This is a genomic window from Mesorhizobium salmacidum (SeqCode), assembly GCF_037179605.1.
Lineage (GTDB): Bacteria > Pseudomonadota > Alphaproteobacteria > Rhizobiales > Rhizobiaceae > Mesorhizobium > Mesorhizobium salmacidum.
This window is the reverse complement of record NZ_JAPYKS010000006.1, coordinates 1-22056: the sequence shown is the minus strand read 5'-3', so window position 1 is coordinate 22056 and position 22056 is coordinate 1. Positions and strand designations below refer to the sequence as shown.

The 22056-nt window shown below is 63.7% G+C and carries 20 protein-coding genes and 2 pseudogenes; 11 read left to right on the top strand and 11 right to left on the bottom strand.

Translation table 11 applies throughout. The annotated features are described in order from the left end of the window. The first annotated feature begins 52 nt into the window (after positions 1 to 52). A complete protein-coding gene (locus O7A60_RS09865; RefSeq protein ID WP_337106084.1) occupies positions 53 to 955 on the top strand; it encodes a phosphotransferase family protein in 903 nt (300 codons plus the stop codon). Between the two features lie 135 nt (positions 956 to 1090). Here O7A60_RS09865 and O7A60_RS09860 read toward each other — a convergent pair whose 3' ends face one another. Then, positions 1091 to 2014: a DMT family transporter gene (locus tag O7A60_RS09860; protein ID WP_337106083.1), complete on the bottom strand. Its 924-nt coding sequence runs from the start codon at positions 2012 to 2014 to the stop codon at positions 1091 to 1093. Between the two features lie 82 nt (positions 2015 to 2096). Then, positions 2097 to 3377 carry an amidohydrolase family protein gene (locus tag O7A60_RS09855; protein WP_337106082.1) on the bottom strand — a complete coding sequence of 427 codons (1281 nt, stop codon included), beginning with the start codon at positions 3375 to 3377 and terminating at the stop codon, positions 2097 to 2099. Between the two features lie 150 nt (positions 3378 to 3527). On the opposite strand from O7A60_RS09855, the gene O7A60_RS09850 reads away from it, so the two are divergent. After that, the gene (locus O7A60_RS09850; protein ID WP_337106081.1) at positions 3528 to 5282 is read left to right on the top strand and encodes an ABC transporter ATP-binding protein; all 1755 of its coding nucleotides are present in this window, start codon (positions 3528 to 3530) and stop codon (positions 5280 to 5282) included. Positions 5283 to 5439: 157 nt separating this feature from the next. Here the strand turns inward: O7A60_RS09850 and ilvD are convergent, their stop codons facing one another. After that, positions 5440 to 7284, bottom strand: coding sequence for a dihydroxy-acid dehydratase (gene ilvD, locus O7A60_RS09845; RefSeq protein WP_337106080.1), 1845 nt, complete (start codon positions 7282 to 7284; stop codon positions 5440 to 5442). A gap of 247 nt (positions 7285 to 7531) precedes the next feature. Between ilvD and O7A60_RS09840 the strand changes: the two genes are divergently transcribed. After that, positions 7532 to 8002: a VOC family protein gene (locus O7A60_RS09840; RefSeq protein WP_027142181.1), complete on the top strand. Its 471-nt coding sequence runs from the start codon at positions 7532 to 7534 to the stop codon at positions 8000 to 8002. Positions 8003 to 8050: 48 nt separating this feature from the next. Here O7A60_RS09840 and O7A60_RS09835 read toward each other — a convergent pair whose 3' ends face one another. The 3 genes from O7A60_RS09835 to O7A60_RS09825 all read right to left on the bottom strand — a co-directional run bounded on the left by O7A60_RS09835 (position 8051) and on the right by O7A60_RS09825 (position 11266). Further along, positions 8051 to 9643 carry a peptide chain release factor 3 gene (locus O7A60_RS09835; protein WP_337106079.1) on the bottom strand — a complete coding sequence of 531 codons (1593 nt, stop codon included), beginning with the start codon at positions 9641 to 9643 and terminating at the stop codon, positions 8051 to 8053. Positions 9644 to 9743: 100 nt separating this feature from the next. Beyond that, positions 9744 to 10673 carry a haloalkane dehalogenase gene (locus tag O7A60_RS09830; protein WP_337106078.1) on the bottom strand — a complete coding sequence of 310 codons (930 nt, stop codon included), beginning with the start codon at positions 10671 to 10673 and terminating at the stop codon, positions 9744 to 9746. Further along, the gene (locus O7A60_RS09825; protein WP_337106077.1) at positions 10670 to 11266 is read right to left on the bottom strand and encodes a TetR/AcrR family transcriptional regulator; all 597 of its coding nucleotides are present in this window, start codon (positions 11264 to 11266) and stop codon (positions 10670 to 10672) included. The genes O7A60_RS09830 and O7A60_RS09825 overlap by 4 nt, the downstream gene beginning before the upstream one ends. Before the next feature lie 119 nt (positions 11267 to 11385). On the opposite strand from O7A60_RS09825, the gene O7A60_RS09820 reads away from it, so the two are divergent. Beyond that, complete coding sequence (locus O7A60_RS09820; RefSeq protein ID WP_337106076.1) at positions 11386 to 12459, top strand: NAD(P)/FAD-dependent oxidoreductase; 1074 nt, start codon at positions 11386 to 11388, stop codon at positions 12457 to 12459. On the opposite strand, the gene O7A60_RS09815 is transcribed toward O7A60_RS09820, so the two are convergent. From O7A60_RS09815 to O7A60_RS09805, 3 genes and pseudogenes are all read right to left on the bottom strand, one after another. Next, positions 12453 to 13826: an amidase gene (locus O7A60_RS09815; RefSeq protein WP_337106074.1), complete on the bottom strand. Its 1374-nt coding sequence runs from the start codon at positions 13824 to 13826 to the stop codon at positions 12453 to 12455. The two genes, O7A60_RS09820 and O7A60_RS09815, sit on opposite strands and share 7 nt — an antisense overlap. Positions 13827 to 14008: 182 nt before the next feature. Beyond that, a pseudogene (locus tag O7A60_RS09810) lies at positions 14009 to 14810 on the bottom strand (class II glutamine amidotransferase). A gap of 15 nt (positions 14811 to 14825) precedes the next feature. Continuing rightward, entirely contained in the window at positions 14826 to 15074 is a 249-nt protein-coding gene (locus O7A60_RS09805) for a DUF6356 family protein (RefSeq protein ID WP_337106073.1), read from the bottom strand. A gap of 113 nt (positions 15075 to 15187) precedes the next feature. Here O7A60_RS09805 and O7A60_RS09800 point away from each other — a divergent pair, with 113 nt between their 5' ends. The 6 genes from O7A60_RS09800 to O7A60_RS09775 all read left to right on the top strand — a co-directional run bounded on the left by O7A60_RS09800 (position 15188) and on the right by O7A60_RS09775 (position 19860). Next, entirely contained in the window at positions 15188 to 15658 is a 471-nt protein-coding gene (locus O7A60_RS09800) for an Lrp/AsnC family transcriptional regulator (protein ID WP_337106072.1), read from the top strand. A 96-nt stretch (positions 15659 to 15754) separates the two neighbouring features. Next, positions 15755 to 16240, top strand: coding sequence for a dUTP diphosphatase (dut, locus tag O7A60_RS09795; protein WP_140760788.1), 486 nt, complete (start codon positions 15755 to 15757; stop codon positions 16238 to 16240). A gap of 149 nt (positions 16241 to 16389) precedes the next feature. Further along, entirely contained in the window at positions 16390 to 16965 is a 576-nt protein-coding gene (locus O7A60_RS09790; RefSeq protein ID WP_337106070.1) for an HAD family hydrolase, read from the top strand. A gap of 154 nt (positions 16966 to 17119) precedes the next feature. Then, on the top strand, positions 17120 to 17971 hold the full coding sequence (locus O7A60_RS09785) for a hypothetical protein (protein ID WP_337106069.1): 852 nt from the start codon (positions 17120 to 17122) through the stop codon (positions 17969 to 17971). A gap of 75 nt (positions 17972 to 18046) precedes the next feature. Continuing rightward, complete coding sequence (locus O7A60_RS09780; RefSeq protein ID WP_337106068.1) at positions 18047 to 18850, top strand: isocitrate lyase/PEP mutase family protein; 804 nt, start codon at positions 18047 to 18049, stop codon at positions 18848 to 18850. 11 nt (positions 18851 to 18861) lie between these two features. Then, positions 18862 to 19860, top strand: coding sequence for a proline racemase family protein (locus O7A60_RS09775; RefSeq protein WP_337106067.1), 999 nt, complete (start codon positions 18862 to 18864; stop codon positions 19858 to 19860). A 4-nt stretch (positions 19861 to 19864) separates the two neighbouring features. On the opposite strand, the gene O7A60_RS09770 is transcribed toward O7A60_RS09775, so the two are convergent. Then, positions 19865 to 20575, bottom strand: coding sequence for a sulfate transporter family protein (locus O7A60_RS09770; protein WP_337106065.1), 711 nt, complete (start codon positions 20573 to 20575; stop codon positions 19865 to 19867). Between the two features lie 120 nt (positions 20576 to 20695). Further along, on the bottom strand, positions 20696 to 21598 hold the full coding sequence (locus O7A60_RS09765) for an EamA family transporter (RefSeq protein WP_337106064.1): 903 nt from the start codon (positions 21596 to 21598) through the stop codon (positions 20696 to 20698). 276 nt (positions 21599 to 21874) lie between these two features. On the opposite strand from O7A60_RS09765, the pseudogene O7A60_RS09760 reads away from it, so the two are divergent. Continuing rightward, positions 21875 to 22056 (top strand): annotated as a pseudogene (locus O7A60_RS09760) (adenosine kinase); the annotation flags it as partial.

The window sequence follows — 22056 nt, the reverse complement described above, 5'->3', positions numbered from 1 at the left end:
GCGAAAATTGTGGAACCGTTGTCGCAAAGAAATAGCGCGTGGGGACGCAGGCATGGTGACAGACGAGGCGCGGGCAAGACTTGCCGCCATTCCGGTGCTGGCTGGCTACACCGGGCCGCTGGAACGGCTTGGCGGCCTCACCAACCTCGTCTTCAAGGCCGGCGATTACTGCCTGCGCATTCCGGGCAAAGGCACCGAGGAATACATCAACCGCGCCAACGAAGCGGTGGCGGCGCGCGAGGCGGCGAAGGCCGGCGTCAGTCCCGAGGTGCTGCATGCCGATGCCGCCACGGGCCTGATGGTGACGCGCTACATCGCCGATGCCGAGACGATGTCGCCGGAGAAATTCAGGGAGCGGCAGGGCAGTCCGGCCCGGGCGGCCGAGGCCTTCCACAAGCTGCACGCGTCCGGCGCGGTATTCCCGTTCCGCTTCGAGCTGTTTTCGATGATCGACGACTATCTCAAGGTGCTGTCGACCAGGGATGTCGCCCTGCCCGCCGGCTATCATGACGTGGTGCGCGCGGCCGGCAGCGTGCGCTCGGCCCTGGCCGTCCATGCCTTGCCCCTCGTCGCCTGCCATTGCGATCCGCTGTGCGAAAATTTTCTCGATACGGGCGAGCGGATGTGGATCGTCGACTGGGAATATTCCGGGATGAACGACCCCCTCTGGGACCTCGGCGATCTCAGCGTCGAAGGCAAGTTCGACGCGGCCCAGGACGAGGAGTTGATGCGCGCCTATTTCGGTGGCGAGGCGAAGCCGGCGGAGCGCGGCCGCGTCGTCATCTACAAGGCGATGTGCGACCTGTTGTGGACGCTGTGGGGGCTGATCCAGCTCGCCAACAACAATCCGGCCGACGATTTCCGCGCCTATGCCGACGGCCGCTTCGCACGCTGCAAGGCACTCATGGAGACAGAGGAATTTTTGCGGCACCTTGCTGCGGTACGCCAGGGCTAAAGCGCGGCTTTGGACACCCGAAATCCGGGCCCTACAGCATGTCGCGGCGAACAGGATTCGCCGCGACATGCTGTAAGCTTCTGATTTTATGCATGTCGTTGTCCCGGAACCGAGTACACTTCCGGGCGACATGCATTAGTTCACACCCTTCGGCACGTTCTCCGGCGGCACCGTGATGTCGACCACTTTCTGGCGATGGAAGATGAACAGGCCGGCCAGAACGATGATGCCGGAGCCGATCAGGATGCGCGGGCCGGGAACGTCGCCGAAGAACACCAGCCCGAACACCACCGCCCACAGGAGCAGCGTGTAGTGCAGCGGCGCCAGTGTCGAGGCCGGCGCCAGTTTCAGCGCCCGCGTGATCATCAGATGCGCACCGCAGGAGACGATGCCGAGCAGCAGCATGGCGCCGAGATCGAGCGCCGACGGCGTCTGCCAGGCACCGATGGTCAGCACGCCGCCAACCAACAGCGTGCCGATCGTCTGCCATGTCACCAGATTGGTGTCGCTGGTGCCGCGCAGGCGCCGGTTGAGGATGATGGCGAATGCGAAGGCAAGGCTGCCGACAAGCGCGAAACCCGACGACAGTGAAAACGCGGCAGAGGACGGTTTCAGCATGATCACCACGCCGCAGAAGCCAAGCAGGATCGCCACCCAGCGGCGCCAGCCGACCTTTTCGCCAAGCAGGAAATGCGATAGCGCCGCCACATAGATCGGGCCGGCCATGTAGAAGCTCATCACATCGGCAAGCGGCAGAAAGACGACGGCGGCGTAGAACAAAGCGGTGTCCAGCGTCGTCGCCACCACGCGCAGGACCTGCAGCCCGGGCCGTTCCATCTGGAACAGTCTGCCAGCGCCCTGGTTGGCGATCATCGGGCCGAGCACGATGAAGGCGCCGATAGAGCGGATCAGCACCACCTGGCCGACGGAAAAGCTGGTGACCAGCCATTTGCCCATCGCGTCGTTCAGTGCGAACAGAAAGTCGCCCGCCAGCATCAGCAGGATGCCGGCCAGAAGCACATTCCTGACCATCGAATTCCGGGCGACGGGCTCAACCATGCCCGGCTCCTAGACTCAAGCGCCAACTTTGACGAGTGGGAATCGAAGAAACGGTAAGACCAGCCGCGGGAATCGGCTGTATCTACCCGGATTTGTGCCGCCGGTTCACCTGCGACGGCCTGCCGGAGATCGAAAGCCTGGTATCCTGCCTTGTCCGCTCCGCCACCACCTTGCCCCTGGCGATGACGCAGATGCGCTCGGCGCGCAGGCGCAGGGCCTCGATCGGATTGCCGGCATCGAGGATCACCAGGCTGGCGCGCTTGCCGACAGCCAGGCCAAGATGATCAAGGCCCATGATCGCGGCGTTGACGTTGGTGACCATGTCGAAGCAGCGCGCCATGTCGGCGGGGCTCGACATCTGGGCGACATGCAGGCCCATGAAGGCGACGTCGAGCATGTCGGCGGTGCCCAGCGAATACCAGGGATCGAGCACGCAATCCTGGCCCCAGCCGACACGGATGCCCAGCGCCTGCATTTCCTTGACCCGCGTCATGCCACGCCGCTTCGGGAACGTGTCGTGACGGCCCTGCAGCATGATGTTGATCAGCGGGTTGGGTATCGCCGAAACCCCGGCCTCGGCGATCAGCGGCAACAGTTTCGAGACGTAGTAATTGTCCATCGAATGCATGGAGGTGAGGTGCGAACCGGCCACCCTGCCCTGCAGGCCGAGGCGCTGCGTTTCATAGGCCAATTGCTCGATGTGACGCGACAGCGGGTCATCTGTCTCGTCGCAATGCAGGTCGACCATGAGGCCGCGTTTTGCCGCGATCTCGCACAATTCGGTCACCGAGCGCCTGCCGTCGGCCATGGTGCGCTCGAAATGCGGAATGCCGCCGACGATGTCGACCCCCATGTCCAGCGCGCGAATGGTATTTTGGCGCGCCGTCGGCGAGCGATAGAACCCGTCCTGCGGGAAGGCCACCAGTTGCAGATCGATATAAGGGGCGACGGCCTTCTTGACCTCCAGCAGCGCCTCGACCGCCAGCAGCCTGTCGTCGCAGACATCGACATGGGTGCGGATGGCCAGCAGCCCCATCGACACCGCCCAGTCGCAATAGGCGAGCGCCCGATCGCGCACAGCTTCGTGCGTCAAGAGCGGCTTCAGTTCGCCCCACAGCGCAATGCCCTCGAGCAGCGTGCCCGACGCGTTGATGCGCGGAATGCCGTAGGACAGCGTGGCGTCCATATGGAAATGCGGATCGACGAAGGGCGGCGACACCAGATTGCCACGGGCGTCGACCTCGGTCCGCGCGGAACCCTCGAGCTTCGGCTCGATCGCCGCGATCGTCTCGCCGCTGATGCCGATGTCGGCAATGCCGCCATCCGGCAGTGTGCCGCCACGAACGATTAGGTCGAAATCCATCTCTCATCATCCCGCTTGAAGAATCACAGTTGCATCGTGTCTCAAAAGATAGCCTGCCGCAGCGGTTTCTTTCCATGGCGGCAAAGGTTCCCTCCGGCGGCAACTCCCTCTATAAGCCGCCTTCGTCGTCCCGGCATCAAGGATCAGCCGTTGTTTCGCTTCTTCCGCTCGACGGAAAACCAGCGCCTCGTCGCAAGACTGCTCAGGGAATCGTTCCGGCAGCACAGGGCCGGCTACGCCGCCGCCATCCTGTCGATGCTGGTGGTGGCCGGTATGACGGCCGCCAGCGCCTGGATACTGCGCGAAATAACCAATGAATTCGTGATCGACAAAAGGGTCGATCGCGTCAACATGATTGCCGTGGCGGTCGCCGCGATCTTCATCGTCAAGGGCATCGCCAACTTCGTCCAGGCCTACTTCATGAGCCGGGTCGGCAACGCCATCATCGCCGAACGGCAGCGCAAGATCTACGACCGCATCCTGGCGCAAGGCATCGAATTCTACCACTCGACCTCGTCGTCCGACCTGATCACCCGCATGACCAACAATGCCCAGGCGGCGCGCAACGTGCTTGACCTCATCGTCACCTCCTATGTGCGCGACCTGGTGACGCTCGCTGCCTTGATTGGGGTCATGGTCTGGCAGCAGCCGGCGCTGTCGCTGATCTGCTTCGTCGTCGGTCCGCTGGCCATCTATGGCGTCAACCTCATCCTGAAGCGTGTGCGCAAGTTCGCCGCCATGGAGTTCCGCTCGGTCGGTCAGATCGTCCAGGTGATGCAGGAAACCGCGATCGGCGTGCGCGTGGTCAAATCCTTCAACCTCGAAGGCTTGATGCGCAAGCGCATGTACAGGGCGGTGTCCGACGTCGAGGACCGGGCCAACAACATCGCCGCGCTGGAAGCGGTGACCAATCCGGTGATGGAAACGCTGGCCGGCCTGGCGATCGCCGGCGCCGTCATGGTCAGCGGCTTACTGGTTCTGAAGGGCGGCCAGATGCCTGGCAACATCATGGCCTTCATCGCGGCGCTGCTGCTTGCCTATGAACCGGCAAAGCGCCTCGCACGTGTCCGTATCTCCCTGGAAAGCGGCATTGTCGGCGTGCGCATGATGTTCCAGTTGGCCGACGAGCCTCTGACATTGGCCGAGAAGCCGGATGCAAGGCCGCTTCATGCCGGACCTGGCGAGATCCGGTTCGACGCCGTCAGCTTCGCCTATCAGAATGGCCCGCCAGTGCTTGACCGGTTCGACATGACTCTTGCGGCCGGCAAGATGACGGCGCTGGTCGGCCCCTCCGGCGGCGGCAAGTCGACGATCCTGAACCTCATCATGCGCCTATATGACCCGAAGAGCGGCAGGGTGCTGCTTGACGGACAGGACATTTCCTATGCCACGCTCGCCTCGCTTAGGGAAAAGATCGCCTATGTCAGCCAGGACACGTTCCTGTTTGCCGGCACGATCATGCACAATATCCGGCTTGGGCGGCAGGATGCGACCGACGACGAGGTGATCGCGGCGGCCAAGGCGGCCAACGCGCATGACTTCATCATCGCGCAGGCGAAAGGCTACGAGACGGATGTCGGCGAGAATGGCGGCCTTTTGTCGGGCGGCCAGCGCCAGCGCATCTCGATCGCCCGCGCCATGCTGCGCAATGCCGAAATCCTGCTGCTGGACGAAGCGACGAGCGCGCTCGACGCCGAATCCGAGGCGCTGTTCCGCGATGCGCTGCAACAGCTGACGGAGGGGCGCACCACGATCGTCATCGCCCACCGCTTGTCGACCGTGCACCAGGCCGACACGATCGTAGTGCTGGAAGCCGGCAAGGTGGTGGAAAGCGGCCCGCACAAGACCCTGCTGGGGCAAGGCGGGCTTTACCAGAAGCTTTATGAGTATCAGCTGATGCCGTGAGGTTTTTTCCTTCTCCCCTTGTGGGAGAAGGTGGATCGGCGCGCAGCGCCGAGACGGTTGAGGGATGGGTGACGGAGTGCCGTCGGAGCACCCCTCATCCGACCTCGCTTCGCGAGGCCACCTTCTCCCACAACAAGGGGAGAAGAAAGAACCGCCCTTACTCCGGCACGTGCCTCACGGCCCCCTTGTCGGCACTGGTGGCGAAGGCAGCGTAGGCGCGCAGCGCGGTCGTCACCTTGCGCTTGCGCTTTTCCTGCGGCTTCCAGGCGTCCGCGCCCTTGGCCTCCATGGCGGCGCGGCGCGCATCGAGTTCCGCGTCGTCCACGGCGAGGCGGATGGTGCGGTTCGGGATATCGATCTCGATCGTATCGCCCTCCTGCACCAGCCCGATCAGCCCGCCTTCCGCCGCTTCAGGGGAAGCATGGCCGATGGACAGGCCCGAGGTGCCGCCGGAGAAGCGGCCATCGGTGACCAGCGCGCAGGCCTTGCCCAGGCCCTTCGACTTCAGATAGCTGGTCGGATAGAGCATTTCCTGCATGCCGGGGCCGCCGCGCGGTCCCTCATAGCGGATGACGACGACATCGCCGGCCTTGATCTCATTGGCAAGGATCGCCTTGACCGAAGCGTCCTGGCTCTCGAAGACGCGCGCCGGACCGGTGAATTTCAGGATCGACTCGTCGACGCCGGCCGTCTTCACGATGCAGCCGTCGAGCGCCAGATTGCCTTTCAGCACGGCAAGGCCGCCATCTTTCGAGAAAGGCGTCTTCGCCGAGCGGATGACGCCGGTTTCGCGGTTCGTGTCGAGCTCGTCCCAGCGGCGGTCCTGGCTGAAGGCGACCTGTGTCGGCACGCCGCCGGGAGCGGCGAGGAAAAAGTCGCGCACATTCTGGCTCGAGGTGCGCGAAATATCCCAATGGTCAAGCGCTTCGCCGAGGCTGGCGGTATGCACCGTCGGCAGATCGCGATTGAGCAGTCCGGCCTCGTCGAGCTGGCCGAGGATGGCCATGATGCCGCCGGCGCGATGGACGTCTTCCATGTGCACGTCGGACTTGGCCGGCGCCACCTTGCAAAGGACAGGCACCCGCCGCGACAGCCGGTCGATGTCCTCCATGGTGAAGTCGACCTCGCCCTCATGGGCGGCGGCCAGGATGTGCAGCACGGTGTTGGTCGAGCCGCCCATGGCGATGTCGAGCGTCATGGCGTTCTCGAACGCACCCTTGGAAGCGATGCTGCGCGGCAATGCACTCTCGTCATCCTGCTCGTAGTAGCGCTGGGCGAGATCGACGACGAGATGGCCGGCCTCGACGAACAGACGCTTGCGGTCGGCATGTGTGGCCAGCGTCGAGCCGTTGCCGGGCAGCGACAGGCCGAGTGCCTCGGTCAGGCAGTTCATCGAGTTGGCGGTGAACATGCCCGAGCAGGAGCCGCAGGTCGGGCAGGCCGAGCGCTCGATGACCTTGACGTCCTCGTCGGAGATCTTGTCGTCGGCAGCGGCCACCATGGCGTCGACCAGGTCGAGCGCCTGCGTCTTGCCGGCCAGCACGACCTTGCCGGCTTCCATCGGCCCGCCGGAGACGAACACGGTCGGGATGTTGAGGCGCAGCGAGGCCATCAGCATGCCGGGGGTGATCTTGTCGCAGTTGGAGATGCAGACCATGGCGTCGGCGCAGTGCGCATTGACCATGTATTCGACGGAATCGGCGATCAGCTCGCGCGACGGCAGCGAATAGAGCATGCCGTCATGGCCCATGGCGATGCCATCGTCGACCGCGATGGTGTTGAATTCCTTAGCGACACCGCCGGCCTTCTCGATCTCGCGCGCGACCAGCTGGCCGAGGTCCTTCAGATGAACATGGCCGGGCACGAACTGGGTGAAGGAATTGACCACCGCGATGATCGGCTTGCCGAAATCACTATCCTTCATGCCTGTGGCGCGCCACAGGCCGCGGGCGCCGGCCATGTTGCGGCCATGGGTGGTGGTGCGGGAACGGTAGGCGGGCATGTTTTTTCCTTGGTGGCTGGCCGCGGCCGAGAATGGCGCGGCGGCGCTGAATTTTGATCGCAGGGGTTATAGACGCGCAACTATGGTCTGGCCACAATTTTGCAATGCGCCAGATTCTCCAGGAAAATTCGATGCCATTGTCGGATCGGGCGTCTCATGGCCGTCCTTGGGCGGACGGCAATAAATGGCGCCATTCCGGGAGCCAGCCGTTTCATTGTGGCAGCAAGAAGCAACCGAGGAGCACGACATGCAAAAGATCACCACCTTCCTGTGGTTCGACGACCAGGCCGAAGAGGCCATGAACCATTACGTATCCATCTTCAAGAATTCGAAGGTGCTGAGCGTCACGCGCTGGCCGCAGGGCCATGCTTCGGAAGGCAAAGTGCTGGTGGCATCGTTCGAGCTCGACGGCGTGCAGTTCCAGGCGCTCAATGGCGGCCCGCAATACAAGTTCACGGAGGCCATGTCCCTCTCGATCGACTGCAAGACGCAGGACGAGGTCGATCATTTCTGGAGCAAACTCACCGAAGGCGGCGGCGAACCCGGCCGATGCAGCTGGCTGAAGGACAAGTTCGGCGTTTCCTGGCAGGTCGTGCCGGAGCAATTGCCGCGACTGCTTCAGGACCCTGACAGGGCCAAGGCCGGCCGGGTGATGTCAGCGATGATGCAGATGGGCAAGATCGATATCGCCAAATTGGAGGCGGCGGCGAAAGGGTGATCGTAAGTGAGTAGTGAGTAATGGATCACTACTCACTACTCACTAGAATCACGCCGCTTTGTCGCGAACCTGATAATCCTTGATCGTGGCGAAGCGGATCGCTTTCCAGCGCTCGGCTTCGTAGTTCAGCGAGAAGGCGTGCTGGGCCAAGAACACCGGGTCGTTGTCGAGGTCGCGGGCGATGTCGCCGCGATGCGCCTCGATGAAGCGAAGCACCTCGGCCTTGTCATCGGCCGAGATCCAGCGGCAGACCGAAAAGCGCGACATTTCGAATTCGACGGGCAGCGTGTATTCGAAATTCAGACGCTCTTTCAGCACATCGAGCTGCAGTGCGCCGACGACGCCGACGATGGCCGGTGAGCCGTCCTCTGGCGAGAACAGCTGAACGACGCCTTCCTCGGCCATCTGGTGCAGCGCTTCCTTGAGTTTTTTCGCTTTCATCGCGTCGCCGAGGCGGACACGACGCAGGATTTCCGGGGCGAAATTCGGCACGCCGCGAAACAGGATTTCCTCGCCCTCGGTCAGCGTGTCGCCGATGCGCAGCGTGCCGTGGTTGGGGATGCCGACGACATCGCCGGCGAAGGCTTCGTCGGCGGTGACACGGGTACGGGCGAAGAAGAATTGCGGCGCCGAGAGGCTCATCGGCTTTCCCGTGCGCACCAGCTTGGCCTTCATGCCGCGCTCGAGCTTGCCCGAGCAGACGCGCACGAAGGCGATGCGGTCGCGGTGGTTGGGATCCATGTTGGCCTGGATCTTGAAGACGAAGGAGGTCATTTTCTCCTCCGTCGCCTCGATGGTGCGGGTGTCGGCCTCCTGCGCGCGCGGTGGCGGACCAAAGGCGCCAAGCGCCTCGATCAGGTCGCGCACGCCATAATTGCGCAGCGCCGAGCCGAAATAGACCGGCGTCAGATGGCCCTCGCGAAAAGCGTCGATGTCGAGCGGGCGGCAGGCTTCGCGCGCGAGCTCCAGTTCCTCGATGAAAGCCTCGCGCTCGTTTTCCGGCAGCAGGCCGGCAACGCGGTTGGAATCGGGACCCTTGACCGGCGTGCGTTCCTTCTCGTCGTCGCCCTTGCGCACGGCGTTCAGCGCCAGGTGATAGGTGCCGGAAAAAGTCTTGCCACGGCCGATCGGCCAGGTGATGGGCGCGGTGTCCAGCGCCAACTTCTGCTCGATCTCGTCCAAAATCTCGAACGGATCGCGGCTTTCACGGTCCATCTTGTTGACGAAGGTGATGATCGGGATGTCGCGCAGCCTGCAGACCTCGAACAGCTTCAGCGTGCGCGGCTCGATGCCCTTGGCGGCGTCAATGACCATGACGGCTGAGTCGACCGCCGACAGCGTGCGATAGGTGTCGTCGGCGAAATCCTCGTGGCCCGGCGTGTCGAGCAGGTTGAAGACGTTGTCCTCATATTCGAACGTCATCACCGAGGTGACGACAGAAATGCCGCGCTCGCGCTCGATCTTCATCCAGTCGGAACGCGTCTGGATGCGGTCCTTCTTGGCCTTGACCTCGCCGGCAAGCTGGATGGCGCCGCCGAACAGCAGCAGCTTTTCGGTCAGCGTCGTCTTGCCCGCGTCGGGGTGGGCGATGATCGCGAAAGTGCGGCGGCGCGCTACTTCCTCTGGAATAATTTCGGGCATTCTCTTGGGATTTCCGTGTGACAGGCCGGGCTTCTAGCAGCGCAGCGCCGGGCTGTCGACCGGTCCGGCGGCGTGAACGCCGCCGGTTGCATGGCTTGCTTCAGGCGGGTTCGTTCATGCGGCCCGCCTGAACGACCCCCGGAAGCCAGCCGGCAATGGCGCTGCCGATCGTGTCGGCATGATCCTCCTGCAGGTAGTGCGCGCCAGGCCCGAGATCGATGAAACGGCAGTTCTTCAAGTTGGCCGCGAATTCGCGTGCGGCCTGCGGTGAGATAAGCGCGCCTGGATCGCCGGCGAACAGCAATTTCGGATAGGTGGACAGCCGCAGCGCCCGATGGTCGTGTTCCCTGATGGCGGCGACGTCGGCGGGCTGGCCCTCGATCGGCAATTCCCGGGGCAGACGCAGCACCGGCCTGCGCGATCGCGGCGTCGGGAACGGCGCCCGGTAGACGGCCATCTCTTCGTCGCTCATTGTGCGCAGCACCGAGGCCGGCAGCAATTTTTCGACGAAGACATTGTCTTCCAGGACCAGCTTCTCGCCGATATCGGGTGTACGCAACGCCTTGAACATTTCGCGAGCTTGCGGACGCTGGTGAAAGTCCTCCCAACGCTCGAAGGGCCGGATGAACTCCATGAAGGCGAGGCCGAGAACGCGGCGCGGCCACCGCGCCGCAAGATGGAAGGCCAGGGCAGTACCCCAATCCTGGGCGACCAGAACCATGTCCCTGATGTCGAGCGCGTCGAGAAAGGCGTCGAGGTAGCGGACATGGTCGAAGAAGCGATAGTCGATATCGGGCTTGCCGGATTGGCCATAGCCGATCAGGTCGGGCGCGATGCAGCGCCCGAACGGCGCCACGTGCGGGATGATGTTGCGCCAGATATGCGACGAGGTCGGATTGCCATGCAGGAACAGCACGGTCGGACCGGACGCGCCGGCCTCGACAAAGGACATGGTCGAATCGAGGACGGCGATTTGCGAACGTCTCGGTGCGGCGAGGCCCGCCTGAGGCAGGTCGGCTTTCGAAGTCATGGGATCGGCTCCTTTCCAAAGACTGTGCTGAAGATGATCTTCTTGAACCGCTCGAGCGGCTCGGGGCTACGCTCGACCTTCATACGCAGCATGGCGCCTTGCCAGGACGACAGCAGGAAGTCGGCAAGGTCCTCGGCGTCGAAGGCTCTCGTGATGTCACCGGTCGCCTGGCCTTCGGCGATGCAGGCCGCGAAGGGCTGACGCCAGCGCTCGAAGATAGCGACCAGCCGCAGGCGCAGCGGTTCGCTGTGCACGGCGGTCTCAAGACTGAGATTGCCGATCATGCAGCCGCGCGCCCAATCATGCGCCTCAAGCTTCGAGGTGATGAGATCGAGATAACGGCGCAGCCTGCCGACAGGCGGGGTCCCATCCTGCGCCAGCGCTGTTTCGACCAGTCCGCTGACGTAGGCGAAATAGCGGTCGACCACTTCGCCAACAAATTGCTCCTTGGAGGCAAAATGGTTTGTGAAGGAGCCCGGCCGGGCGTCAGCCGCGGCGACGATGTCGCGCACGCCGGCGGCGGCATAGCCCGAGCCCCAGATGGTCTGGAAACCGGCATCGAGGAGTTTTTCGCGGAGTGATTGCCTAGCCATGGCCATATAATACGTACGTACGTATTTATGTCAAGCTGCCTTTTTACGGCATTCGATGTTGGCAAACGGCGGACAGGATGGCACTTGGATGACATGTCACCCTTGGATCAGGAGCGAACATGAGCGCCGGCAAACAAGTGATCGTCATCGGCTTGGGCATCATCGGTGCGTCGATTGCCTGGCACCTGACCAAAGCGGGCGCCCAAGTAACGGTCGTCGCCGACAGCGAGGCCGGGGGTGTCGCGACGCCCAATTCCTTTGCCTGGATCAATGCCAGCTGGGGCAATCCGGAGCCTTATTTCCGGCTGCGCAGCCGCGCCATGGCCGAATGGTCTCGGTTGGCGAGAGACCTGCCCGGCCTGCCGCTCAACTGGTGCGGCGGCCTGTGCTGGGATCTTTCGGCGGCGGATATGGAAACCTATGCCGCGGAGCATTCAGCCTGGGGCTACGGCATCGAGCGCGTCGATCGTGCCAGCGCGGCGCGTATCGAGCCGAATCTCGCCGAACCGCCGGATTTCGCTTTGCATGTCGCCGAAGAAGGTGTTGCCGAGCCGGTCGCAGCCACCAAGGCCCTGCTGGCCGATGCCGAACAGCGCGGCGCGCGCATCCGTTCCAGTACGGTCATGGCGCTGATCCAGACCAATGGCAGGATAACCGGCGTGGGCACATCGCATGGGCTGATTGCCGCCGACGAGGTGGTGATCGCGGCAGGCGTCGGCTCGCCGGACATTGCCGCGACCGCCGGCATCAACCTGCCGATCGAGACCCCGCCCGGCCTGATCGTCCATTCGCGGCCATACAAGAAGCTGCTCAACGGGCTGGTGCTGGCCGAGCGGCTGCACATGCGCCAGACGGCGGAAGGCCGTATCATCGCCGGCTCGGACTTCGGCGGCGCCGATCCGGGGATGGATGCCAAAGCCACCGCCAGCGCGTTGTTCGCGGCCACGAAAGCCATGTTGCGCGACAGCGACGGACTTGAGCTGGATTTCCACACGGTCGGCTACCGGCCGACACCGATCGACGGCTTTCCGATCATCGGCCGCGCCGAGGGCATGGATGGCGTCTACATCGCGGTCATGCATTCCGGCATCACGCTGGCGCCGGTCGTCGGCCTGTTCGCCACGCGCGAAATCCTTGGCGGCGAGCGCGACCCGCTGCTGGCGCCTTACGGACTGTCGCGCTTCGCTCAATAGCCGGGCGGACGACTGAAGCCGCCGGTCAAGGGCGCCATCCCCTTGCCCATGGCGAGCAGCCGCGCCTCCGACCAGCGTCCGCCGACAAGCTGCAGGCCGATCGGCAGGCCGTCGCTGTCCTGCCCGCAAGGTATCGAAAGCGCCGGGTGGCCGCTGTAGTTGAAGACGGCTCCGTAGGCCGGCAACATCCAGTAGCTCTGGTCCTTGCCGTCGATTTTGATCGCAGTGCCCGGCGCACAATGCGGGAATGCCGTGGTCATGGCGACCGGGCAGAGCAGCGCGTCCCAATCCTCGAAAAAACGGTCCCAGGCGAGAATGGATTTGTCGCGGCGGGCCAGTGCCTCAAACCAGCGCGAGACCGATGCCGGCTCCTCCGGCGGTTCCTGCTGCGCCGCCTCCATCATCATGCCGATCAGCGCGCCGCCCTGGGCGAGATCGTCGTGCAGGTCGAGCTTGGGCAGTTTCGCTTCCTCGATGATGGCGCCGGCGTCTTGCAGTCGTCTTGCGAGATTTTCGACCGCTGCACTGATGCCGCCGGCCACTGGGAACCCGGGAAAGGAGGGCGCGAAAGCGATGCGCAAAGTTTGGAGGTCGAGCTTCGGCATGGCCTCGACCGGCACCGGCGCAAGGTCGGTGTCGCGGTCGTCCGGGCCGGCGATGATCCGATAGATCAACGCCAAATCGTCGATGCTGCGCGCCAGTGGGCCGAGACAGGACATCAGCCGCACGCTTCGCGCCGCACCGCCTGGATCCGGAAAGGCGCCGGCCAGCGAAACGCGATGTTCCGTCGGCTTCAGGCCGTAGACGCCGCAGAACGCCGCGGGAAGGCGGATCGAGTCCTGCATGTCGGTGCCGATGTCGAACGGTGTCATGCCTGTGCAGACGGCGGCAGCGGCGCCGCCGCTGGATCCGCCCGAGGTGCGCTGGAGATTCCAGGGATTGCTGGTGCGGCCGAACAGCGGATTGTCCGATTGCCAGTCGGAGAGCATGGTGGCGACATTGGTCTTGGCCATCAGCACACCGCCGGCTGCCTTCAACCTGTTAACGACCGGGCTGTCCTCTTTCGCCACATAGTTGGCGAAGGGCGGGAAGCCTACCGTGGTTTTCATCCCAGATGTCTCGTGCATGTCCTTCAGCGTGAAGGGGACGCCGTGCAGCGGCCCAGGTGTGGCACCGCGCGCCAGTGCCGCGTCGGCCTTCCCGGCACGCTCGCGAGCCCCTTCCCTGTCGAGCGAGATGACAGCGTTGACGGCAGGATTGTGCCTGTCGATCTGCGCGAAGTGGGCGTCGAGCGCTTCGACGGCGGAGATCTTGCGCGCGGCGATGGCGGCGGCGAGATCGGTGGCTGTGGAAAAGGCAAGGTTCATGATCAAGGCTCCGGCTTGCTTGCCGCCTGCCTCATCAAATGGCGGATAGCGGCGCGGCTTCAAGCGGAGTTGAGCATTCATTGGAGGTGGGCGCTTGATTGGGATTGCGTTGAGGTCGGCACTCTACGGCGCCCCCCTCTGTCCTGCCAGCATTGCCGATTTGAGACATCGGCGAAGAAGACTTACCCAACCAGCGCCAGCTTCGCCGCGACCGGAGCGAACGGACGAATGTCGATGCCGTCCCTTGTCATGGTGACGAAGCTCGATGGCGGGATCGCCTGCCAGTCGCCGCCCTCTCGATCGAAGGGTTCGGAAACGATGCTGCGGCCAGCGCCCTTGCGGAAGATGGACGTGTAGAGCGTCGGCGCCTGGACGTCAGTGGCATAGCGTACCGCATACAGCGCCTGTCCCGTCGGAGAAGGCGGCGGTCAATTTCAGCGCCGGCTCGAGACCAGCGCGGCGCGAGGCTTCGAGCACGCGGGAGGTGGCGCGCGAGACGGCGCCTTGCGGATCAGCGGCCAATCCTTCGTCGATCATGAGGAGAAAAAACAGTTCGGAATCGGTGGTGCCTTCGCGCTGGTCGAAGACGGCGTCGGACAGCGAGTTCTCCAGCGCGCGGCGAATCCTCTCAAAACCGCCGATCTGGCCGTTGTGCATGAACGACCAGCGGCCGGAGATGAACGGATGGCAATTCATGCGGCTGGTGGCGCCGCCGGTCGAGGCGCGCACATGGGCGAGAAACAGGCCGGATTTGATCTGCCGGCACAGGCTCTTCAGGTTGGGATCGGACCACGCTGGCAGGATGTCGCGGTAGAGACCGGGCTCCGGCCGGTCGCCGTACCAGGCAAGGCCGAAACCATCGCCATTGGTCGGCGACTTCGCTTCCTGGGCGCAGTGGCTCTGGGCGATCAGCGAGTGACAGGGCGCCGTGAGGATGTCTTCGAGAAAGACCGCTTCACCGAGATAGGCCGCCCACCGGCACATCGCTTCCGTCTTCCTTTAGGCGCGATCCGGAAGAGCAGCGGGCTCGTTGATCGCGTGTGTGCCTCTGTTGTGCGTCCGCTCGTAGAGCTCGCGAATGATTCGGCTGGCGGTAGTCTCAAAGAGAAATGGCAAGAAAGCGTGAACAAATGCTGCTGCCGCCGCCATCAGCAGGCGCGACGAAAACCATGCGGCGAAGGCCATATGGCCGAAATAGGTTTCGCCGACCTTGGCCGGATGAGCGGTGAAAATCCTTGCGACCGACATGCTGGTTCCCCTTCAGCGCTTGCGTTCCGATATGAGTATCCTGACACGCCTCACCGGTTCATTGGTCCCAAAATATCCTTGTATTTTGCGACTTCATGGGACAAATATCCCACATGACACTGGCAATCGACGAAATTGATCGGAAATTGCTCGCCGAACTGCAACGCGACGGCACCTTGTCGGTCGACCAGTTGTCGGAGCGGGCGGCCTTGTCGCGCAATGCCTGCTGGCGGCGCGTCAAGCGGCTGGAGGAAGCTGGCGTCATCACCGGCCGCGTGGCGCTGGTCGATGCCGAGAAGCTCGGACTTGGCCTTTCGGTGTTCATCCTGATCCGCACATCCAACCACGACCCGGACTGGCTGCAGAAATTCCGCGCCGCGGTGGCGGGCTTGCCCGAGATCATCGGCGTCTACCGCATGTCCGGCGATCTCGACTATGTGCTGCGCGCCCGCGTCGCCGACGTGAAAGCCTATGACCGGCTCTACCAGCGGCTGATCGCCAAGGTGGCCTTGTCGGATGTTTCCGCCTCCTTCGTCATGGAGGAGATCAAGGAGACGACGGTGGTTCCGATGGAAGTGCGTTGAACCGTCGTCAGGCCACAGTGATGCCCGAAAGAAAGCCGTTGATAGCCCTGCGGTCGAGTTGACCGAATCGGCAATCGCGCCGATAGGATCGATTTTATGCGCGCAGCCCTTCAAACACCTTCCGTCATCGGTCCGACCGTCGGCTTCGTCAGGTTGCCGCATGGTGAGGGTCTTCCGCTTCCCGCTTATGAAAGCGCCGGTGCCGCCGGCATGGATTTGCGCGCGGCGGTGCCCGAAGACCGGCCGCTTCTGATCCTGCCGGGCAAACGCGCCTTGGTGCCGACCGGGCTGATCCTGGAAATTCCCGAGGGCATGGAAGGCCAGGTGCGACCACGCTCCGGCCTTGCCTTCAAACATGGCCTTACCGTCCTCAATTCACCGGGCACGGTCGACAGCGACTATCGCGGCGAAGTGAAGGTGCTGCTGGTCAATCTCGGCGACGAGGACTTCGCCGTGACGCGCGGCATGCGGATCGCCCAAATCGTTTTCGCCGCCGTGACGCAGGTGGCGGTGGAAGAGCGTTCGCTGGCCGGCGGCACGGCGCGCGGCTCGGGCGGATTCGGATCGACCGGCACCGCCTGATGCATGGCTGTGTTTCGGCATATCGAACCGATTTGTCGCGTAGACTGATCCAATATGACTGAAACACGGCCGCTGCCAAAGCTCGTCATCTTCGACTGCGACGGGATCCTGGTCGATACCGAGAACCTCGCCAACCGGCGCCTTGCCGAATGGCTAAGCGCGACCGGCTATCCCGCGACCTTCGAATATTGCCGCAAGAACTTCTCCGGCCGCAGCATGGTGTCAGTGCAGAAAGAGATCGAAGAGACGACCAACGTCAGGCTCGGCGCCGATTTCGTCGAGCGCTGGAATGCCGGCCTGCCGGATCTGTTCGCCATGGCGTCGAGGCGATCCCTTATGTCCGGGAGTTCATCGAGGCGGTCCGCGCGGCCGGCATCGCCTATTGCGTCGCCACCTCGGCAAGGATCTCCAAGATGCACATAACCCTTGGCCAGACCGGGCTGTTGCCGCTGTTCGAACATGCCATGTTCAGCGCCACCATGGTATCGCGCGGCAAGCCGTTCCCCGACCTGTTCCTGCACGCCGCCAGGACCATGGGCTTCGCGCCCGCCGACTGCATCGTCATCGAGGACAGCGTCGCCGGCACACAGGCCGGCATCGCCGCAGGCATGCGGGTGTTTTCCTATCATGGCGACCCCTATACCGACCGCGACGGCCTGATCCAGGCCGGCGGTATCCTGTTCGATGATGTGCGCGAACTCGCCGGGCTGGTGCCGATCCACTGATTCGCCGGCCGTGTAGGCCGGGATGACGACATGCATAAAATCAGAAGCTTACAGCAGGTCGGGCGAATCCTATTCGCCGCGACATGCTGTAGCTGCGCGGCCCGGCAAGTCATGTTAGCTTCGCGGCGCTTGGGGTGAGGGGACGATATCAAGCATGTCAGGATTTTTGCATCGGCTCGTCCTTGCCTGCCTGTTGCTGCCATTGCTGTGCGGCGCGGCCGGCGCCCAGGATGCCGCCAGCCCGGACCTCGGCAAACCCATCGCCGGCCACGCCGATACGACCTATGCCGATCTCATCAGGATGGTCGTTCCGGATCTGACGGCGAAGGGCGATTATTATGTCGGCTCCTCGCCGATCGAGATGCGGCACATTGCCGGTCCCGACAATGACAGCTCGCCACCAGACGCACCGAGCGTTTTCAGCGCCGGCGTGCTTGGCATCAAAGCCGGCGGCAAGGACCGGCTGGCCATGCTGTTCGACCTCGGCGAGTCGCCCGACAGCACGGAGGGCTATGCGGTGCTGGCGCTTTATGACCTCACCGGCAAACCGAAGCTGCTCGATGCCGTCAATGTGGCGACCGACCGTTTCACCTTCTTTCGCCACCCCGGCAAACTTTCGCTCGGCGCCAGTGACGATGCGCTGATGATCTCCAGCACGCATTTCAATTCGAACCAGGGCTACATGTCGACGCCGCTTATCCTGGTGCGAGACGACCGTTTTGAGCTGATCGACCTCATCAACACGTTCGACGAAAATGTCTGTTCCTACCGGCGCTCCCAGGACCTGACCTTCCAGGCTTTGAGCGATGGCTCGCCCTACGCAGCGATCAAGGCGACGATAACCGACAAGACAGTGCCTGGCGAAGAGACTTGCGACGAACCGGCCCAGAAGGCCGTCTCGAACGACATTTCCGTAACCTACCGCTGGGACAAGAAAACGGCGCGCTATGTCGCCGATTCCGACGCTTTCGAGAAATTGGCAGCAGACAACGAGAAACGCTTCTGAACCAACCGCATTCGTTTGCCCGGCCACGAACAGCGCGGTAGCATCCGCCCCGACACTCGTCATGGGGGAGCATTCATGGACAAGGGCAAGATTTTTCGCGACCTGCATGCCTCGACCTTCGTCATGCCCAATCCCTGGGATCCGGGCACGACGAAGCTGCTTGGCTCCTTCGGCTTCAAGGCGCTGGCCACGACCAGCGCCGGCTTTGCCTTTTCGCGCGGCCTGCCGGACGGGGCCGTGAGCTTCGACCAGATGATCCATCATTGCCGCGAGGTGACGGCCGCGACCGAACTGCCGGTTTCGGCCGATCTCGAGAAGGGCAAGGGCGACAGCCCCGAACAGGCCGCCGAGACCATTTTCGCGGCGGAAGCCGCCGGGCTTGCCGGCTGCTCGATCGAGGACCACACCGGCGATCCGGACAAGCCCATCTATGAATTTTCGCACGCGGTCGAACGTGTCGCCGCCGCGGTGGAGGCGGCGCGGGCGCTGAAGCGCGATTTCGTGTTCACGGCGCGAGCCGAGAATTTCCTCTGGGGCAAGTCCGACCTCGACGACACGATCAAGCGGCTGCAGGCTTTCGAAAAGGCCGGCGCCGACGTGCTCTATGCGCCGGGCGTCGGCGACGTCGAGATGGTGCGCACGATCTGCTCGGCGGTCGGCAAGCCGGTCAATGTCATGGCGAGGCCCGGCTTTACCATGGCCGACCTAGCCGTGGCCGGCGCGAAACGAATCTCGCTTGGGCCGTGGCTGACCAATTTCGCCTACGGCATGCTGGAGACGGCGGCGCGCGAAATCCAGCAGGACGGCACGTTCGGCTTCACCCGCGCCGCCATGCCGTTCGGCAAGCTGCAGGCGCTGTACGGCCAACCCCAGGGCTAGGACGGGCCCGGATGAACCTTACTGTCGTCGACATGCATACGGGCGGCGAGCCGCTTCGAATCGTCACGGGCGGCTATCCCAGTATTCCCAAGGGCACCATCCTGGAGAAGCGCGCCTATGTGCGCGATCATCTCGATCATTTGCGCAAACTGCTGATCTTCGAACCGCGCGGCCATTACGACATGTATGGCGCCCTGCTGGTCGAGCCCGATTTGCCCGGCGCCGACCTCGCCGTGCTGTTCATGCACAATGAAGGTTATTCGACCATGTGCGGCCACGCCATCGTCGCGCTTGGCCGCTACGCGATCGATCAAGGGCTGGTGGCGAAACAGGAGCCGTTCACCACCGTGAACATCGAGGCGCCGTGCGGCCTGGTCGTCGCCTCGGTCGCGGTCAGCGACGGCAAGGCCGGTTCGGTGTCGTTCGAGAGCGTGCCGGCCTTCCTGTTTGCTGGCGATCAACAGATCGAGCTGACGGAATATGGCAAGATCGGTTTCGATGTCGCCTATGGCGGCGCCTTTTACGCACTGGCCGACTGTCATCAGTTCGGGCTGGAGTTCGGCCGCGATCGCGTACGCGATTTCGTCGACGCGGCAACCGCGCTGACGAACCGGCTCAAGGCCGTGTTTCCGCTGTCGCATCCCGATCATGATGACCTTGCCTTCCTCTATGGCACCATCCTGACCGATGGAAAGGACGCCTTTTCCGGGGAAGTCACCAGGAATGTCTGCGTCTTCGCCGAGGCGGAGGTCGACCGTTCGCCGACCGGTTCCGGCGTCACCGCCCGGCTGGCAGCCATGCACGCCAAGGGCGAGATCGCCATCGGGCAGATGCGCATTTTCGAAAGCATCGCCGGCTCGCGCTTTTCCGGGGCCGTGGCGCGAACGGAGAAGGCCGGCCCGCACGAAGCGATTGTCGCCCGCGTCGGCGGCCGCGCCTATTATTCCGGACGAGCCGAATTCATTGTCGAACCGGACGACGAGCTGGGGCGCGGCTTTCTCTTGCGCTGAAGGCTCAACCGCGTGCGGGACGGGCCGCTTCCCGTGCCGAGACCGCCTTGTGCAGATGCACCATCATGGCGGCGGCGAAGAGCGGCGTCAGCAGGTTGAGCAGCGGCACGGCGAGGAAGGCCGCGATAACCAGCCCGGAGAGAAACACCGTGCCGGCATACCGCCTGCGCAGGGCCCTCGCATCTTCCTCCGGGCGAAAGCGCATGGCGGCGAATTCGAAGAATTCGCGTCCGAGCAGGTAGCCGTTGACGATGAAGAAGGCGGCGATGTTGATGCCCGGCACCAGCAGAAGCAGCAAGGCGACGATGTTGCCCAGGATGACGACGCCAAAGAATTTTATCGCCAGCACCAGCGATCGCAATGCCGGCATGGCGCGTCCGGCCGGGTCGCCGGGGTAGTCGGTGCGCTCGACCACTTCGGCGACATCGTCGAGGAACAGGCCGGCGATGACGGCCGTGACCGGCGCGACCAGCAGCGCCATGCCGAAGGCCAACGCGATGGCGGCGATTAGTCCGCCCAGCCACCCGGCCCAGGACGGTATGCCGGGCAACGATGTCTGGAGCCACGGCAGGGCCAGCCATTCGACAAGGCTGGTCAGGCCGAACCACAGGGCGACCAGCGCCAGCAGGGTCAGGCCAAGCGTCTTGATGAACACGGAGCGAAACGGAGGCGAGAGCAACTCCAGGGCCGCGGTGCGGGCAGCGTCGAAAATCACCGTGCTTCACCCCAAGGTCAGCGGACACAGCCACAAGGCAGGACGTTCCCGAGATAGGCAGTGCGGCCCGCGAGCACAAGCGCGGGCCGTTGCCGGCCATCGTATGCTCCAAAGATCTGCCTATCGGGCAAAGCCTGGCTTGCGGACCGGTATGGTCATGGCAGCCACGCCGACAACGACAAAACCCATGCCGAGCCAGGCCGTGGGGCCCAGGCTTTCACCGAGGAACACGGCACCGATGCCGACGCCGATCGGCACGCGCAGATAGGCCTGAGACGTCGTGCCGACCGACCCCAGCGTGTGGATCAGACGGAAATAGATGACGAAAGCCAGTGCCGTCGAAAACACGGACAGGCCGAGCAAAGCGAGGATGGAAGCCGCCGAAGGCGCCAGCGTCCACGGCTGGTCGACCGCCAGGCTGAGCGGCACCAGCATGACGGCGCCACACAGCATCGAACCGGCGGCGGGAAGCATCGGATCGAGGCCCTTGAAGCCACGGCCGAAGATCGCGGCGCCCGCATAGCACACGGTCGCCGCGACGATGGCTAGCTGTGCCCAGAGCTGGTGGCCGATGCCGCCAAGCGCCTGCGTGCCGACGATCAGGCAGATGCCGGCAATGCCTGCGCCGACGCCGACCAGCTTGCGCGCCGTCACCGGCTCATGGCGGGTGATGAGCGCGGTCAGCAGGAAGGTGAAGATCGGCGAGGTGGCGTTGAGGATGGTGGCAAGGCCGGCGTCGACCGAACGCTCGGCGGCGGCGATCAGCGTGAACGGGACGACGCTGTTGAGGCAGGCCTGGAAGGCGAAGCGGCGCCAGCTTGCCGCGTCGCCCGGCATGGCAAGCCCGCGCCAGCGGATGATGGCGAACAGGATGGCGCCCGCGATCAGGGTGCGGGCGGCGATGAAGGTGATGGGCGGGATGGTCTCGACGCCGATCTTGATGAAGGTGTAGGACGCGCCCCACAGCACCGCCAGCACGCCGAGCAACGCCAGGTCGGTGGTCGTATCGCTCTTTGCAAACATGGGCTTGCCGCCTTCGGATCGGGATTGAACAAGCCCTTTTAGGCAACGTCACGGCGAAATGCTTCGGCCACGATCGAATTGTCGTAACGCCTGGGTACAACGAAAACCAACTGCAGAACTGTCATGCAGGCGCGCAGTCGCGGGCTTCTTCGGCAAAGGACGGGCCTCGCCGCTATGCCGGCAACGACAGAAAATCGGTTGCCAGTTTTCAGGGTCATGCTGTAGACCCGCGCGGGCATGGCGAGAAGCCGGCTCGGGTTTTTGGCGGAGACATTGATGCCGGATTATGACGTGCTTTGCATCGGCAATGCGATTGTCGACATCATCGCCCAGTGCGAGGAGGACTTCCTCGAGACCAACGGCATCATCAAGGGCGCGATGAACCTTATCGACACCCACCGCGCCGAATTGCTCTACAGCCGCATGGGCCCGGCGATCGAGGCCTCCGGCGGCAGTGC